The following is a 15922-nucleotide window of genomic DNA, read 5'->3' on the forward strand; positions in this document are numbered from 1 at the left end:
AATCCTATATCGCACAATCACAACACCAAATAATTTCTCATGTTCTTTTTCACAAAGACATTTACGATATTTTCATATCCAACAAGGCTGCTATTGATAACATATAATTTATCAATCTCAATATTTTCTACATTATAAGATAAATCTATCTCAACAATTCTTCCATTCAATGTATTATTAACTATAGAATGAATTATATTCTTTTCACTGTGAGAATACCCACTCGCCGTTATAATCTTGCCAAAGTCGCAAATAATATTAAATACTATATTCCAATTGGATTCATCCCAATATGTTTTTTCAAAACAACCTTCATAAAAATCTATAATTATATCCTCATGAACTTTTAGTAAAAACAATAACTTATCTTCTGTGTTTATTAATCTATTCAAAGTCCACGCAAAACTTTGCCATTTAGTTCTCATGCAAATCGGCAAAATATCCAACTTTTTATTTCTCATTACATACGATTTCATTTCGTTTGTTTCATTTAAAATATCAAATATCTTTTTGCTTGAATTACTAGACGAATTTTCATTTGTTTGTCTGTAGTTGATGAGGTAATCATTAATAAGCAATACTCTACTAGCATTACACCAACACTTGAACATGAAAGAAGTGTCTTGATAAGACGCCCCGGGTGTAGCTAAAAATTTAATTTTATTTTCCACCAAAAACTCACGTTTAAAAACGGCACTCCATATTGCAGGCGCGCTCAGAAAAACGTTCCAATGTTCTGTTGGGCAAAACACTTCATTATATGTAACATCTTTGAAATTTTGAAATGGCTCAATTCTGTCTTCATATAAAAGATTGTAATTCGCTTTTACAATATCTAATTCTTTATTCTCTGCAATAGACAGCATTTCTTCCAAAACAGCGATATTAATTGTGTCATCGCTCTCAAGAATTGAAACATACTCTCCCTTAGCAATATCCAAACCACGATTTAACGAATCACCATATCCTGAATTCATTTTATCCAAAATAATAAATCTCTCATCAGTTTTACAAAATGTATCGATAATATCTTTTGATGCATCGGTAGACCCATCGTTAATACATATAATTTCAACATCTTTATAAGAGATATTTTGAATGCTGCTTAAACACTCTTCCAAATATTTATCTACGTTATAAATAGGTATAAGTACTGATAGCTTCATCTATTCCCCCGTAATATTAAATTATTATTCGCATAGTTCTTCTACTGAAATACAAATAACATCCTTTTTTTCTTTAATCTCTGCACTAATTCCTTCTGCTTCATATAAAGGAGTTATAATTACTGCATCAGGATTTATTGACATTCCACAAAAATCATCACGTTTATAAATAGGGTAATCTTTATACATACCACCCTTTCGATCAATTAAGGCAACAATAGATATCTCTGTTCCTTCCAAGCGATCTATCAAACATTTACCCAGTCTTCCGGTCCCATAAATAGCAACTCTCTTGTAGTTATTATCCTTTAACCATGTTGCTATTGTTTTTTCTGGATTCATAAGTTTTATAGCTACATTTTTATATCGTTGCAAACGATTAGTCATAGAAACACTTGTGGTTGTATTAGAATTATTTATAGCATTACTATTTCCAATTATATAATCCATGATTAATTCATCATGAATATAATCTGGGTACAGTTCTTTTTTTAAATAATCCTTCACCACTGGTATTTCGGTATCCTTTATATTTCTGCAGTTACCATTAATATGCTGTATTGTCCTTCTAAAGTACTCATTTCTGTCATTAGCACACTCACTGTATTTTTTTATGATATAGCAGATTGACTTAATATAATTCATGTAATTGTGAGTTACAGAATTATCAGAAACATGAACATCCATAAGCGGTGTATCCAAAAAATCAACATTTAAATTAAAAGCTGCTTTGATTGCAAATTCCCAGTCCTCAATTGTGGATATTTCTTCGCTAAATCCACCAATTTTTTCGAAGGAATCTTTCTTTATAACTATAGTCGGAGCACCTACATAATTATCCAGAAGTAATTCCTGTCCAAAGTCTTTCGACATTTTCTCCCAATCCAAATGCTCATCAACAATATTTAAGAATTGACTTTTTCTGAATCTGCACATTTGTCCGAATGTCATATCAATTTCTAAATCATTCAGCATTCTATACATTTGAATTGCAAGTTTGTCCGGATGCCATTCATCGTCATCATCATGAAAGGCCACATACCTTCCACTTGAGTTTTTCACACCATTGTTTCTAGTGGCAGAAGGCCCTTTATTACTCTCATTTTTAATATACTTTATATTTTCGTGCTCTTTACATAACCTTTCTGCAACTTTTCCTGTGTCGTCAGTAGAGCAATCATCCGAAATAATTATCTCAATATTCTTATATGTCTGATTCAAAACACTACCAACTGACATCGGTAGTTTGTCAGCTCTATTATATGTTGAAATAATTACCGAAACCAATGGTTCTTCATCAGAGAAATCTCCAAATCCTATGTTTTCTAGTGCATCCATTGAATTTACTTTCTTTCGTCTGGCAGCTTCCAGAAATCTATTTCTAAGGACAATTGTGATATATTCACGCCTCTGTGGATGCTTTTCGATTAATTGTTTTTGGATTTTCTTCATTACCAAAAATAATTTATGCACGTCATACGATATCGAATCCTTATATTCACTATAGGCCTCACAAAATACATTGTACTCATCTTCCTCAAGCTCTACACCTCGTTTTTCTAATCCAAGACGCTGTATCTCCGCAAATTTTTTTGCTCGTTCATCAGCTAATTCGCCACGAACACGTGTAGTTTCATTTCCATCTCTGCAACGCCATTTAAGGAAAACATCGGTAAAATTATATATATCCGCGACTGCTGAAAATTCAGTCCAAAACCTATAGTCTTCCATCCCCAACATATTGTCATGAAAACATATTTTTTTATTCTCAAGCGTAGATTTCCTAAAAATCGTGGAGCTATTAGCCATTGGACATTGAAATACTATATCAAGCCACAAATACTGTGGATTATTTATCATTTTTGCACAATCAGATATCTGATTGTCTCTAGAATCTATTGTTATAACATTACCACCTACAGCTCCTATTTCTGGATGATTTTCTAAATAACACACTTCTTTTTCAAAGCGATCTACTACAGTCAAATCATCGTTATCCATAAGCGCTATATATTCACCTTTAGCGTTTGCCAATCCAATGTTTCTACTTTTGGCAATTCCTTGATTAGTTTTATTATTAATTATACGAATACGATTATCCTTAATTCTTCTCACAACATCCATTGTGTTATCTGTGGAACAATCATCAATTATTAAAAGTTCAAAATCAGTGTATGTCTGATTTAAGATACTATTTATAGTTTTTTCTATAAATTTTTCAGCATTGTATGCTGGCATTATTACACTTACTTTTGGATTACTCAATTAATATACCTCCAAATTTAGAGCTTTATCTCCTTAATATCTTGAAAAAAGCTGTGCTCTAACGAGTCACAGCTTTCATTATACACTAAAGAAGTTGTATGTGCCATTTCTTAGGGATATTAAAAAACTGTTTTTGCATTTTTATGACTATTATCTCTATACAAATATTTTTCTATCTTTTTCGTCATATACCAAATCCACCACCCATTCAATCTGAATTGATTCCCTGTGATTTTTTTCAATGCTTTTTTTTATAGATTCATAGTTTTTTTTACTTCTAACGCATATAACATAAATGTCTACTTTTTTTCTATATGTTTCCTCTAATGATCTTAGTTTAATTCCATATCGTTTATTTATATTTTTATAATTAGCATCTGTCCATGCAACAATTTTGCACTTATTCTTAATATTTCTGTATAAACGCATTCCAGCCATTCCAGCTCCACATAAAACAATCCGCTTTTTATAAAGTCTGGAAAAATATCTATCCGTAAGTTCTTCTGGTATTTGCATGTCTCCTTGCCAATCCCCCGGTTCTTCCAGATAAATTCTATGTCCCCCTAATGTCAGTATATACTTTTTAAATGAACACTTAATTTCATCCCTTCGTGTAGTCGTATATGGCAGCCCATATCCTCCAGATATTCCTTCAAAGCAAATTTGTATCGGAAGCGAAACAACAGGAATGCTTTCATTTCTAATTATTTCAGGATACATGCTTTCAATTGAATTTGATTTTATATTAATTTTTTTATTATATGGACGTGAAAAATACTTTTTAAAAGTTTCAACATTCAGTGCAAAAAATCTTGTATCAACTTTCTCAAGAACATCTTTTCCAAATGTCACAAAATAGTTTCTTTTCGATGACACCAGGGAGACTACTTGATTGATATTCCTAATAATCAAACGTCCTGTTGTTTTTATAAAATAATCATTTTCTTCTAAAAGCCTACTATTATTCATAGCAAAGTCCATAAGTTCAGCTTCACCAAATGATTTACCTATATCAACGGTACCTCCAATGTCACCAATAAACGTTAACCATTCGAAATCTATATCTTTTTTTTTCGCTAAAGCCTTCACCTCATCTGGACACGGTTCTCCCGAATTTTCACAAAACAAAATTTTCTTTACATTGCACTTTGTAATATAAAATCTCAAAGCATCAATATATTGTTGTCGCCTAATATTGTTATCCTTAACTGTTAAAAATGGTACATTATCGTTAGTGTTTATTGTTCCTGTTAAAAACAAAACATAATCTTCTTTTTTCATTATATAAAGACCTCGCCATCCCCCTACTCATCCTTCAACGAATTAACCCATGAACCCTCAAAATGATGTATTGTATACGTTCTTTCATCAATCATTGGTTTTGAGTTAGCCGTGGCTTTGCCACATAAAACTGGCGCAGGATAAATATATAACCCATCAATACATTCAACTGCATTTTTGAAAATTAATCCTTTATTCAATAAATAATCAGTTTGTAAAGTCGGACATGGTTTTATTTGTTTACTGTTTATTTCTTTTCTCGATGAAAAATCAATATATTCATAATTATCATATTCATCTCTTAATTCACGAATAATACCTAATCCAGCGACTGCTCCAAATCCTAATCCTGTTGCCAAACGCCCATCTGGCTGAAAACCCGCAAATCCTTCATGATACAAGAAATCGTCCAAATTTTTCACAACTTCAACATCTGTATCTAAATATATTCCACCGTGATTGTAAATAATATCTAGCCTAGCATAATCAGAAACAAATCCCCACTTCCCAGCCTTATAAGCATCATACATATATTGATTTTTCTTAAAATCATAGTTTGACTCATTCCACTCTATTATTTCATAGTCAGGACAGTATTTTCTCCATGATGCCATCCATTCTCTATATTTTTCTGGCAATGTCTTTCCGCCAAACCAACAATAATGAATAACTTTCGGAATAAGAGGCTCCTTAGTCACTCGAATATTATTTGGAATAATCGCTGTATGCATTCTATTTTCAAATAAAATGTTTTTTAAATTTTGATATAAAATCACATCAAAATCTATATCATTAAATATCCTCATTAACTGTTCAATAATTGGTTCCGGTGTGAGATTTGTAATAATAATTGTATCAATATTTAGTATATCTCGTTCCAAATATTTTGGCGATTGTATTATAATATTTCTACCAGTAGTAATCGATAACACCTGTCCCCACTTTGCAGAGTTGTTATCTAATATATAATTCACTCTGTCTACAATTAATTCATCCTTGTACCATTCAAAAAAGTTTTGTGCTGCTCTACCGGCACCAAAACAAACTATTCTTTTTTCTTTCAAATATTCATTTAATTCGCTATAGTCTCTAAATTGTACGATTTTCAAGTTTGTAAAACCTTTCCTCTCACAGTTCTATCTTTATGTCACCAAAAATATCTTTTCTTTTAACTTGCACTGGAATTGCCGCCAACATACAAGTATCAACTTCATGCTCTATGTTAACTACACTAAGTGCAACAACATAATTATTTGCACATGTAGTTACGTCAAATACTCCAAGATTTTCTGGTTCCATTAACAAAACTCTATTTGCAAATAAATTATCATCCCATTCGTTATTCCATAATGCCCCCTCTGGAGCATCAATAAAAACATTTCCATTAAATATACTATCTACCCCGATTCTCACATACATTTTTTCAGGGAGGGGAGTATACTAGTAGTGCCAAGAATACTATCTCTCTATTAATACATTTTTCCGTTCCTATATGAAGTTGACAATTCTTTTACCATTTAACTTAATAGTTAAAACATCCTCCCCTTCAAAGACATTCAATTCCAGTTTATTTCCTTCAACATAGTCAATAAATACAACCTTAATTCTTTGAACATTGGCTTTCTCACAAAATTCTTCGTTATCAGTAACCAACCTATTTTTTGACTTTCTTAGAAACAACTCCTAATAAATCAAAGTGTTATTCCCTCCCTAATAATCATCTGCCATGTCAGCATTCCAACCAATCTTTTTTTTCCGTCTACAACAGGATAGTTGTTCAGATGATTCTCCTTTAATCTCGACAAAGCATCCACTGCAAGCAAATCTGAAGTAATACTTTTGGGATTAACCGTCATTACCTCGTCTATAATACCGTTATAGAGATCGATTTTTTTTTCGATTGCTCTCCTTAAATCTCCATCCGTTAATAGTCCTTTTAAAATCTTATCCTCATCAACAATAGCGACTACTCCAAGTCCCTTTTTACTCATTTCCATTATAGCTTCTGTTATAGAACATCCTTCAAACACAAATGGAATATTTTTTCCTTTTGCCATTAAATGCTTAACCCTTGTAAGAACCTTCTTTCCAAGAGTTCCTGCTGGATGACGAAGTCCAAAGTCACTTTTCGTAAAACCTCTTTCTTCAGATGCAACAACAGCCAACGCATCTCCTAAAACTAACGTAGCAGTTGTACTCGATGTTGGAGCCAAATCCAATGCACACGCTTCATGTGGTACATCTAGAATAAAAGTTACGTCGCATTCTCTTGCAAGTGTCGATTTCTCATTTCCAGTTAAGGCAATCGTCTTTGCCCCAATTACCTTAATACTTGGTAAAATACTAACTACTTCAGTAGATTCTCCACTATGGCTTATTAAAATCAAAACATCTTTTGCATCAACCATTCCAAGATCACCATGCATAGCCTCACCCGGATGTAAGAAGAATGACGGTATTCCCAAGCTAGCAAAAGTAGCAGAAATTTTCCGTCCTATATGGCCAGATTTTCCCATTCCACACAAGATAACCTTTCCCTTGCAACCTCGAATAGCATCTTCTACATTATTAAATGCATCATTTTGACTTAAAGACGTCTTTACTCTTTTCAAAGTATTAATCTCTTCATCAAACACTTGCTCTGCATTTATTATTCTTAATTGTTTTGACATTCAATAATCTCCCTAATTGCTATACATTGACTTAATAAAGCAGGTATATCATTTATATTAATCATGTTAGGTCCATCAGACAATGCTTTGGAAGGATCTACATGTGTCTCCATAAACAAACCATCTGCCCCCGCTGCAACAGCTGCTTTAGCTAAATACGGAATATAATCTCTATTACCAGATGTAGATGTTCCATTTCCTCCAGGTTTTTGAACACTATGTGTAGCATCAAAAATAACTGGGCATCCATTTTTATGCATTTCCATTATTGATGTCATATCCACAACCAACTGGTTATATCCATGAGTTGTTCCGCGTTCACACAGCATTATTTTATCATTTCCTGAATCTCGTACTTTTTTTACAACGTTCGACATGTCCCATGGGGCTAGAAATTGCGCCTTCTTAATATTCAGTAATTTACCAGTCTTTGCTGCTGCCACAAGTAAATCTGTTTGCCTACACAAAAAAGCCGGTATCTGAAGTATATCACACACTTCTGCTGCCAGTGCTGCTTGGTATGGTTCATGTATATCCGTTACAATTTTAAAACTGTAATCCTCTTTTATTCTCTTAAGAATATTTAACCCCTCTTCGATACCAGGTCCTCTAAATGAATTAATACTTGTTCTATTTGCTTTATCGAAAGATGCTTTAAAATAGAAATCGACTGCCCCCGATTTGATAAATGGTTCCAATTCTAATTTTAGCTTTTCTGCAATTATTCTAGTAATATCCTCTGACTCTATAACGCAGGGACCTGATATAACAATAAATTTATTATTCATTTGCAAGTTCTTCCTCTACTATTTTGATATGTTCTGGCAAGTCCACTCCAACACTCTCATATTGTGTTTCTTTCACTCTGATTTTATATCCATTTTCTAAAACTCTAAGCTGCTCTAATTTTTCGGTACGTTCAAGAAACGATTCCGGCATAGACACATATTTTTCTAAAAAAGATTTTGTATATCCATATATACCTATATGCTTATAATATGTAGTTTTCATATTTTCTCTATTAAACGGGATAGTATATCTAGAAAAATAAATAGCATCATCATTACAATCAGTTATAACTTTAACAACGTTTGTGGCTTCTATCTCTCTCTGTAATTCAATTCTTTTCTTTAGCGTAGCCATGTATACACTTTCATCGGAAAATGCATTAACAAGATCCATTATCATTTCCTTTTTTATAAGTGGTTCATCTCCCTGAACATTAATAATAATGTCAGCATCAATATTCTTTACTGCCTCAAAAACGCGTTCCGTTCCACATGTACACTCTCCAGTCATTACTGCAATTCCGCCAAACGATTCCACCTCATCTTTTATTCTATCATCATCTGTCGCAACAATAACTTGCTCAAAACACTCAACACATTTTACTCTCTCGTACACTCTGTGTATCATTGTTTTCCCCGTTATAACCGCTAAAGGCTTTCCTGGGAATCTACTAGACTCATATCTTGCAGGTATAACTGCTACTATTTTTTTCATACATAAACCTCACATTATGTTTATTTATTCTATTGCATAACCAAACAAATATTAAAACTTACTATAATACGCGTTCTATTAGTTCTCTTGGAATTTTAACTACGGCTTTTTTTACATATTCCGAATTTCCATTAATATTAAGACATGGCATATGTAATATATCCGTCGGGATAATCAATCCCTGTCCTGCCATCAATATATTCTTTTTGCCTGGTATTGTATTATTATAAAATGCAATATCACGGTTCTCATCATATGGCATACTACATTCATCACCCTGTTTTTCTTTTGTTTCTATAGTTTCCCGACCATAAATTATATATTGATAATCATAATATTTTTTGTGTACTTCATATTTTCTATTTTCCCTATCAGATGTTCTATATTCTTCAATATTTATGTATATGCCATCCTCAAAATCAAATCTACCCGTGTCCCGACCTTGAATATTATCAAGGAAAAAATCGCATACGTTTTTTGATAACTTATTTATCATTGACAAATCTATATTCTTCATAATAATTTCCTAATTTTATCAAATAAAAACAAACTTAATTATTTAAACAAAGTATCAAAGTCAACCCTTTCAAACACTTCTAACATGCCTCCACGAGTTGCATTATAAATCTTTATATCTTTTTCATCCGCATATTTTTTAGCTATCTCAAAATTATCAAACATCCTCCTGACATCGTGATTCAAAATATCTGGTTTTTCTGTTTTAAAAAAATAGTTATCATTACTATTTTTCTCATAATTACAATCTACGCCTAATAAATATATTTTTTTAAATCCCATATATACTGCAATTTGAATTGCAGCATATACAACCGTCCCTCCACCATAAACAACGCTTTCAACATTCTCTGAAAACGCATTCTGTAAATCATAATGATCATGCACTGCAACATGCATAAAATAGTTACAACCGTCATCTTTAAATATATTTTTTGTATCAGCATTCAAACACTTAGTTTCTATTTGATAATTCTCTATTTCGTTACTATAGTCCTCTATTCCTTTTTTATCTATAAACACATAACAATTCGGTTTCCAATATTCTGCATCAATATTAAAAATTCTATTAACACCAAATGAATACACACCATTCGCCTTCAATTTTAACAAATCATCTGTTAATAGACTCGGCCCAGTCGCAACTACAAAACATGTCTCTCCTAAGTGAGTATCTTTCAACGACAAAATTTTGTCATTATAATAATCTGGAATTTCTTTCGACATATCATATATATTCTCATAATTATATGTGTAATACTCTCTATCTTTTATTGCCAATAATACCCTATCAGTAGGCTGGATATCCTCTCGTGCTATAAGGTTGCATCCTAACATTTTAGAAATAGCCTTAAACTGTTTTTCATTTTGTAAGTTATCAGAGCATATTCCTATTTGATTATCATTTAAAACTCTATGCGCCTTTTCATACAATAAATAAGTGAATAAATTGTCTCCAATAATAATATTACGACATCCTCTATCTATTTTTTCATAAGCACGTTGTACATAATCTTTTATACCATATCCTTGTATCTCGGAAGGATTCATAGATAGTAAAAGATAGTGATATATTTCTTCACTTTCTAATTGTGATACAATTTCATCTTCATCATATATAGGACAAACAATAATACCATAGTTTCTGTATTCTCTTTTATAATCCTCAAACGATATGACTTTAATCCCTTCATACCCAATTTGCTGTTTTGTAATATTATTATCTATAAATACCTTAATATGATCCAATCCAATAATATCCACTAATTTTTTTGTACGATATCCTGTTCCCCAAACTACAAACTTATTATTCATCAGTATTTATCCCTCTTTAATAGTTTAAGTTTATATCTTTTATTCCACTATCCTATTTTCATCTCTTCCAAGTACACCGTTGTCATAGAAAAAACTTCTTTTTATCACTTCTTTCTGTAACACTCCACTTTTCATGAATGCATTGAAAGCCTTCTTGGTGAATGAAATATCTCGTTCTATCTCTAATCCATTAATAACTTTATAAAAGTCATCAAAGTAAGCTTCGATTCCTTCCTCTAAAGATAATCTTACATCAAAAAATCTTTGATTATTTCCAATTCGCTCATATATAGGCAACCCATTGTCATCAATTTCTCGCACCATTCCATTAGGAGCAGTATAGAATGCCTCCAAGAACAATGCATTTTCATATATCTCATTATTAACTCCTGCTATATCATTTGCCTCTTGAAAGCACGAATCGATTTTTTTCCCTTGTATGCACCTATTATCTTCACATTTGTTAATTAACATATATAATCCTGAAAGATTATTATTCATCACTTTTGATAAATAATATTGAGTAGAACCATATATAAATGAGTCAACAACAGTAATATCATTTGCAAGTTCTATTTTTTTTAAATACGACAGATAATTATTACGTTGCCTTTGTGCCTCTTGCAATATTTCATCTTCATATTTGTCAATAAAGGTATTCAACTCATAGGCGTCTTTCTTTAATATCTCTGCAGGTCTACCATCAAAATCTTTTGATTGAATATTAAACCTATCATAAAGCAATTCGCCTACTGTTCCTTTATAAGGAAAACTTAACGCATCTTCTATATCCTCACGACTAAAAATAGCAGCATTCATTATAGCTCTTCTAGAAATTTTGATTTCTTTTGCTTTAACTACAATACAATTTTTCAATTTTCTTAGGTGCTCAAATTGTTTAATTAAAAAAAATGCTTCACGTGAAAAGAACCCTAATTCACAGATGTTTTCTTGTTGGCATTTTTCTATCAACCAATCCGAAAAAGTATATGCCATATCTCCCAATAAGCAAAATCCAATATCCTGTACAGATAAACATGATAAATAACCTTTTGACTCTGCCAAGTTGAACGGATCGTTAAATATTTTTGAATTAATCAATCCCATCTGCAACGAACTATGTAGTGAAAGAATATCCTTACTCAACTCGCCAATAGATGATTCTTCAAACATTTTCCATGGGCTCATAACCCAGAAAGTACTTATCCCATATTTCTGAGGTTTCTTAACATCGCTCTCCTCATTATCTCCTATATGAAGAATTCGTGACTCAGGGTAATCTTTTTTTACTATTTTCCAAATTGAGCCATCTTCTTTACTTGCTTTTGCTTCGCATGATATATAAAGATTGTTATCCGCTATATCAATACCAACATTCCTTAAAATAGCACTTATTTGTTGCTTGGAATAGTACATATCAGATGTGATGATAACTTGTTTTTCATGTATTACTCTTTTGCATATTTCAACTAGTTTTTTTCTAGGAACCATCATAGAATAATCCATAGCCCATTCAAGATTCATAATTTCTTGTGTATTCAAGCCCAGACCTTCTAATTCACTACTGATTATCTGATATATTTCAGTAAGATTTGCATTAACTTCTGCGCGCGCTGCGCCACTTTTTCGCATTGAAACAAAATCAATATCATTACACCGAGTCTTTTTTTCTATTAATCTAAATAAATCTATATCATTACAGTATTGTCTACAGATTAATGTGTCAAAAATATCAAAACTTATAACATCATACTTTCTTATTTCATTAATAAGCTTATTTTCTTTAATTTCCCAATATGAATTACTTGCTATGTCTCGTTCTTCAATAATCGCCCTTTTTCCATTTTTGAAGTAAATAGGTATATTCCAATCCTTAATTCTTGAATAAATAGTGTTCCAATAGGACGGTGATGTATTAATCACAATTACATCAGCCATTTTCTCCGCTTCTGCTTGCGATAACACACGCATTCCATATAATTCTGAGCCTATCTTTTCTGCATCTCGGTCACATAGTCCAACTATATGGAACTTATCATTCTTTTCAACTAATGTTGCTGTCATACGCCCCGTTCCATAGATTACTATTTTTTTTTCGACCAAGTCAGCACAATCGTTGCAGAAGCGCTCGTACTCCATATCGAATTTGTCTTTTGTCATTTTTGTATTATTATCATTCATTTTCTGACAATTAATCTCCATTTATACCACTTTTTAAGCTTTTAACACTGTATTTTAATCTAGCTTTATTATTCTTCGTCACCCATGCCTATTCTGAATTGCCTGTTTGAAGATAACAGCTTTTTAATTTTAGCATGATTATATGGTCCATTCCCAAATACTTCTTGCATTTTACTCCTCACCTTATCCATGTATTCTTCGGGTAAAGAAACATTGTACTCAATATCAGATCCAGTGTATCTCAAATCAAAAGTAGCATTATGAAATACCGGGCATGTTGCTTTAAATACTATTGTATAAGGGTGTGCTTTTTCTATAATAAAATCATCAATATTTATCACAAAATATGTATAACTCATTTGTATTTCATCCTTGCACATAATCAATATATATTTTATCTTGCCTTTAAGAAGTGTTCTATGACCGCTGCAATCTTATTACTAGCCTCGCCACTAAACGCCAAGCCCATTTGTTCATACATTTCGTCCAAATTCTTTCCATAAACCATTGGGTCAAATTTCAAAATATCTTCTTCCAATTCCTGATTATTATGTGCTAATGAAAATGGCATTATCAAATCAAAAGCTGATGTTATCTCTTTGTTATTACCGACAGCATGCCTTGAATCCGTCGCCAAATTCCACATCAACTGCCCTCTAGCATTAGCATACTTTTGTACATCATCCGCATACAAAAATACCGGCATGCCAGTAAAACCTGCTTCAAAGCATGCACTAGAATAATCTGTAATATACACATCCATTCCGGCTAATATCTCATACATATCATCTGCTTGACTCTCATTTATGATTCTTCCTTTCAGTTCAGAATCATGATAATCTTCGAAAGTTGGTGCCAATTGTGGATGAACTCTCACACACAAATACCAGTCTCCACCAAACTTCTTTTCTAGATTTGCTAATAGCCTTTTAAAATCTATGGACCATATTTCAGAAAAAACAAATCTTTTTCCATCCTTTGCACCTTCACGAAATGTAGGGGCATACATTACAACCTTTGCATTATCTGGAATTCCATGTTTCCTACGGAAAGCAAGTTTTTGTTGCGTTCTATCTCCATACAAAATATCACATCTTGGTGCGCCCGTTTTCAAATATGTCCCATTATAAACTAAGCCTTTAGGCGATACTACCTCGCACCATTTGGAATCAATAACCAAATCATCAATCATATCTGAATCATTCTTGCTAACAAGATATGCCATCTCTGAGAATCCATCACCGCGCCACAATCCGGTACATTTAATACCTATAGTATAATGATTAACATTCAAATAGTATTGGCCTTTACGTTTTGTAGTCCCGTATGGTTTTCTATAATTATCAATCCACACTTTTGAGCGCGATAACCAGTATGCTCTACTCCATAAAGTATTAGGGACTTTTTTTATATAATCTGGAAACTCCTTGTCCATATCATTTACAAACCATACAAACTCATACTCTGGATGTTGCCTGTGTAATTCCATTACAACATATTTAGGATTACACCCGAATCCACCTTTCCCCTCAAATGTACATACACTAATTAAATTCCTTTTAATCGGAAAAACTCTGCATAGGTAAAAGCAGAGTCGGTTTCCAAAAGCTTTAAGTTTTCGATAGTTTATATATTGTCTTTCAGTCATTAATTATTCCTTTGTGACAAGAATTTTTCATATATGCCAGCAAGAGCTATAGATTCACCTCTAGTCAGCATATATATATTAGCTGAAGCATTTGGCTCGCCATTTCTTAAATTGCCAACTGCTCTTGTGAACTCCGCTATTTCATATCTTATTCCTGATCCTAAAAATTTAGATGTATAATCATCTATTTTATTTGGGTCCTCATAGCGAACTTGAAAGTTTGTTGTAAGCCACCATGGCGAAGGTGCTAAAATATAGCCCTTAGTTCCAGCAACAATAAGACCACCTTCTGTTTTAACTGCAACACCATTTTTAGTAGTCGCCAACGCATTTTCATATGTAAAATGAGCTTTAGTATAGGCATCTAAGCCATTATCCATTTTTACACTTTCAAATCTGACATCCTTATAGTCTTTTCCAAGTAATTTAATAACTGCCATCAAGCAATAGCTGCCAAACTCAGTGAAGGCCCCGCCATACTTCAAATCATTCATTTCACGCTTGTCCGGTGCCGTGATGCGTGAAAAACTTGCCTCCACATCGCATATATCTCCTATAACTCCACTACGAGCAACACTGATAAGCTGTTTGAATCCTGGGCAATATGCTGTCTTTATCGCTTCCATAAGCACAACATTGTTGTCTTTAGCAAGCTTAAATAATTCTTCAGCTTCTACTTTCTTGAATACCATTGGCTTTTCACACAACACATGTTTGCCTGCTAATATGGCTTTTTTAGCATAATCGTAATGTGTCTCATGCGGTGTAGCTATGTAGACCGCATCTATCTTATCAAGGAACTCATCATAATCATTGGTCCAAAATGCCAACTCATGCTTTTCCATAAAAGGCTTAGCATGATCATAATGGGGATTAAATACGCCTACTGCATTTGCGCCAGATACGAGCTTTATTTCATTTGGAAAGCGCTCTGCCACCCTACCGGTACCAGCTATACCAATATTAAGAACCGGACTTCTATCTGTACGTTTCATAGTTGAAGATACATTTTTAGTTCTAGGTAAATAAACCACTTTGCAATACTGTTCCAAATAATCAAAAGTACCTACCCAGTCAGAACCTACAGTGAAAATATCCACACCATATTTCTGGATATCTTCTACCTTTTGGCCTGTATGATCTTCTATAACAATTTCATCTACAAAGCCTGTAGCGCGAACATTATCAATACGTGTGATTAATGAATCAACCACATTAAGCTTTCCACGTGTAAGATCGTATTGTTCTGTAGTGATTCCCACTATTAAATAATCACCAAGTTCCTTGGCATGCTTTAGCAAATTGTAATGGCCTTCATGAAACAAATCAAATGTTCCATAGGTAATAACTTTTGTCATTATCTTCCCTTTCCTATT

Annotated in this window: 14 protein-coding genes; all 14 read right to left on the reverse strand. The window is 32.7% G+C overall.

Annotated features, from left to right (window positions below; genetic code table 11):
• Positions 1 to 17 precede the first annotated feature (17 nt).
• On the reverse strand, positions 18 to 1166 hold the full coding sequence (locus BO15_RS0102345; RefSeq protein WP_033151991.1) for a glycosyltransferase family 2 protein: 1149 nt from the start codon (positions 1164 to 1166) through the stop codon (positions 18 to 20).
• Between the two features lie 24 nt (positions 1167 to 1190).
• Complete coding sequence (locus BO15_RS12980) at positions 1191 to 3431, reverse strand: glycosyltransferase family A protein (protein ID WP_052169724.1); 2241 nt, start codon at positions 3429 to 3431, stop codon at positions 1191 to 1193.
• A gap of 156 nt (positions 3432 to 3587) precedes the next feature.
• Complete coding sequence (locus BO15_RS0102355) at positions 3588 to 4712, reverse strand: hypothetical protein (RefSeq protein ID WP_033151993.1); 1125 nt, start codon at positions 4710 to 4712, stop codon at positions 3588 to 3590.
• Between the two features lie 23 nt (positions 4713 to 4735).
• Positions 4736 to 5776 carry a glycosyltransferase family 32 protein gene (locus BO15_RS12985; protein ID WP_242843746.1) on the reverse strand — a complete coding sequence of 347 codons (1041 nt, stop codon included), beginning with the start codon at positions 5774 to 5776 and terminating at the stop codon, positions 4736 to 4738.
• A gap of 64 nt (positions 5777 to 5840) precedes the next feature.
• Positions 5841 to 6125: a hypothetical protein gene (locus BO15_RS0102365; RefSeq protein WP_033151995.1), complete on the reverse strand. Its 285-nt coding sequence runs from the start codon at positions 6123 to 6125 to the stop codon at positions 5841 to 5843.
• Positions 6126 to 6403: 278 nt separating this feature from the next.
• A complete protein-coding gene (locus tag BO15_RS0102375; protein ID WP_033151999.1) occupies positions 6404 to 7384 on the reverse strand; it encodes a KpsF/GutQ family sugar-phosphate isomerase in 981 nt (326 codons plus the stop codon).
• Positions 7369 to 8172 carry a 3-deoxy-8-phosphooctulonate synthase gene (gene kdsA / locus BO15_RS0102380; protein WP_052169726.1) on the reverse strand — a complete coding sequence of 268 codons (804 nt, stop codon included), beginning with the start codon at positions 8170 to 8172 and terminating at the stop codon, positions 7369 to 7371. Before kdsA ends, BO15_RS0102375 begins: the two co-directional genes overlap by 16 nt.
• On the reverse strand, positions 8165 to 8887 hold the full coding sequence (kdsB, locus tag BO15_RS0102385) for a 3-deoxy-manno-octulosonate cytidylyltransferase (RefSeq protein ID WP_033152000.1): 723 nt from the start codon (positions 8885 to 8887) through the stop codon (positions 8165 to 8167). The genes kdsA and kdsB overlap by 8 nt, the downstream gene beginning before the upstream one ends.
• Before the next feature lie 61 nt (positions 8888 to 8948).
• Positions 8949 to 9404 (reverse strand): YhcH/YjgK/YiaL family protein, encoded by a 456-nt coding sequence (locus BO15_RS0102390; RefSeq protein WP_033152002.1) that lies wholly within the window; start codon positions 9402 to 9404, stop codon positions 8949 to 8951.
• A gap of 38 nt (positions 9405 to 9442) precedes the next feature.
• Entirely contained in the window at positions 9443 to 10717 is a 1275-nt protein-coding gene (locus BO15_RS12990; RefSeq protein ID WP_052169727.1) for a 6-hydroxymethylpterin diphosphokinase MptE-like protein, read from the reverse strand.
• A 39-nt stretch (positions 10718 to 10756) separates the two neighbouring features.
• Positions 10757 to 12898 carry a hypothetical protein gene (locus BO15_RS0102400; RefSeq protein ID WP_157752302.1) on the reverse strand — a complete coding sequence of 714 codons (2142 nt, stop codon included), beginning with the start codon at positions 12896 to 12898 and terminating at the stop codon, positions 10757 to 10759.
• Between the two features lie 68 nt (positions 12899 to 12966).
• Positions 12967 to 13257, reverse strand: coding sequence for a hypothetical protein (locus BO15_RS0102405; RefSeq protein WP_033152010.1), 291 nt, complete (start codon positions 13255 to 13257; stop codon positions 12967 to 12969).
• 35 nt (positions 13258 to 13292) lie between these two features.
• Positions 13293 to 14546 carry a CDP-glycerol glycerophosphotransferase family protein gene (locus BO15_RS0102410; RefSeq protein WP_033152011.1) on the reverse strand — a complete coding sequence of 418 codons (1254 nt, stop codon included), beginning with the start codon at positions 14544 to 14546 and terminating at the stop codon, positions 13293 to 13295.
• Positions 14546 to 15904, reverse strand: coding sequence for a Gfo/Idh/MocA family oxidoreductase (locus tag BO15_RS0102415; RefSeq protein WP_033152013.1), 1359 nt, complete (start codon positions 15902 to 15904; stop codon positions 14546 to 14548). Before BO15_RS0102415 ends, BO15_RS0102410 begins: the two co-directional genes overlap by 1 nt.
• Positions 15905 to 15922 lie beyond the last annotated feature (18 nt).

Origin of the sequence: Pseudobutyrivibrio ruminis HUN009 (genome assembly GCF_000703005.1) — a bacterium.
Taxonomy (GTDB): domain Bacteria; phylum Bacillota; class Clostridia; order Lachnospirales; family Lachnospiraceae; genus Pseudobutyrivibrio; species Pseudobutyrivibrio ruminis_A.

Excerpts from the sequence above, each read along its gene's own strand:
- BO15_RS0102345 (WP_033151991.1), bottom strand. The coding sequence starts at position 1,166 with ATGAAGCTATCAGTACTTATACCTATTTATAACGTAGATAAATATTTG.
- BO15_RS0102355 (WP_033151993.1), bottom strand. The coding sequence starts at position 4,712 with ATGAAAAAAGAAGATTATGTTTTGTTTTTAACAGGAACAATAAACACT.
- BO15_RS0102375 (WP_033151999.1), bottom strand. The coding sequence starts at position 7,384 with ATGTCAAAACAATTAAGAATAATAAATGCAGAGCAAGTGTTTGATGAA.
- kdsA (WP_052169726.1), bottom strand. The coding sequence starts at position 8,172 with ATGAATAATAAATTTATTGTTATATCAGGTCCCTGCGTTATAGAGTCA.
- kdsB (WP_033152000.1), bottom strand. The coding sequence starts at position 8,887 with ATGAAAAAAATAGTAGCAGTTATACCTGCAAGATATGAGTCTAGTAGA.
- BO15_RS0102390 (WP_033152002.1), bottom strand. The coding sequence starts at position 9,404 with ATGAAGAATATAGATTTGTCAATGATAAATAAGTTATCAAAAAACGTA.
- BO15_RS12990 (WP_052169727.1), bottom strand. The coding sequence starts at position 10,717 with ATGAATAATAAGTTTGTAGTTTGGGGAACAGGATATCGTACAAAAAAA.
- BO15_RS0102400 (WP_157752302.1), bottom strand. The coding sequence starts at position 12,898 with ATGAATGATAATAATACAAAAATGACAAAAGACAAATTCGATATGGAG.
- BO15_RS0102405 (WP_033152010.1), bottom strand. The coding sequence starts at position 13,257 with ATGAGTTATACATATTTTGTGATAAATATTGATGATTTTATTATAGAA.
- BO15_RS0102410 (WP_033152011.1), bottom strand. The coding sequence starts at position 14,546 with ATGACTGAAAGACAATATATAAACTATCGAAAACTTAAAGCTTTTGGA.
- BO15_RS0102415 (WP_033152013.1), bottom strand. The coding sequence starts at position 15,904 with ATGACAAAAGTTATTACCTATGGAACATTTGATTTGTTTCATGAAGGC.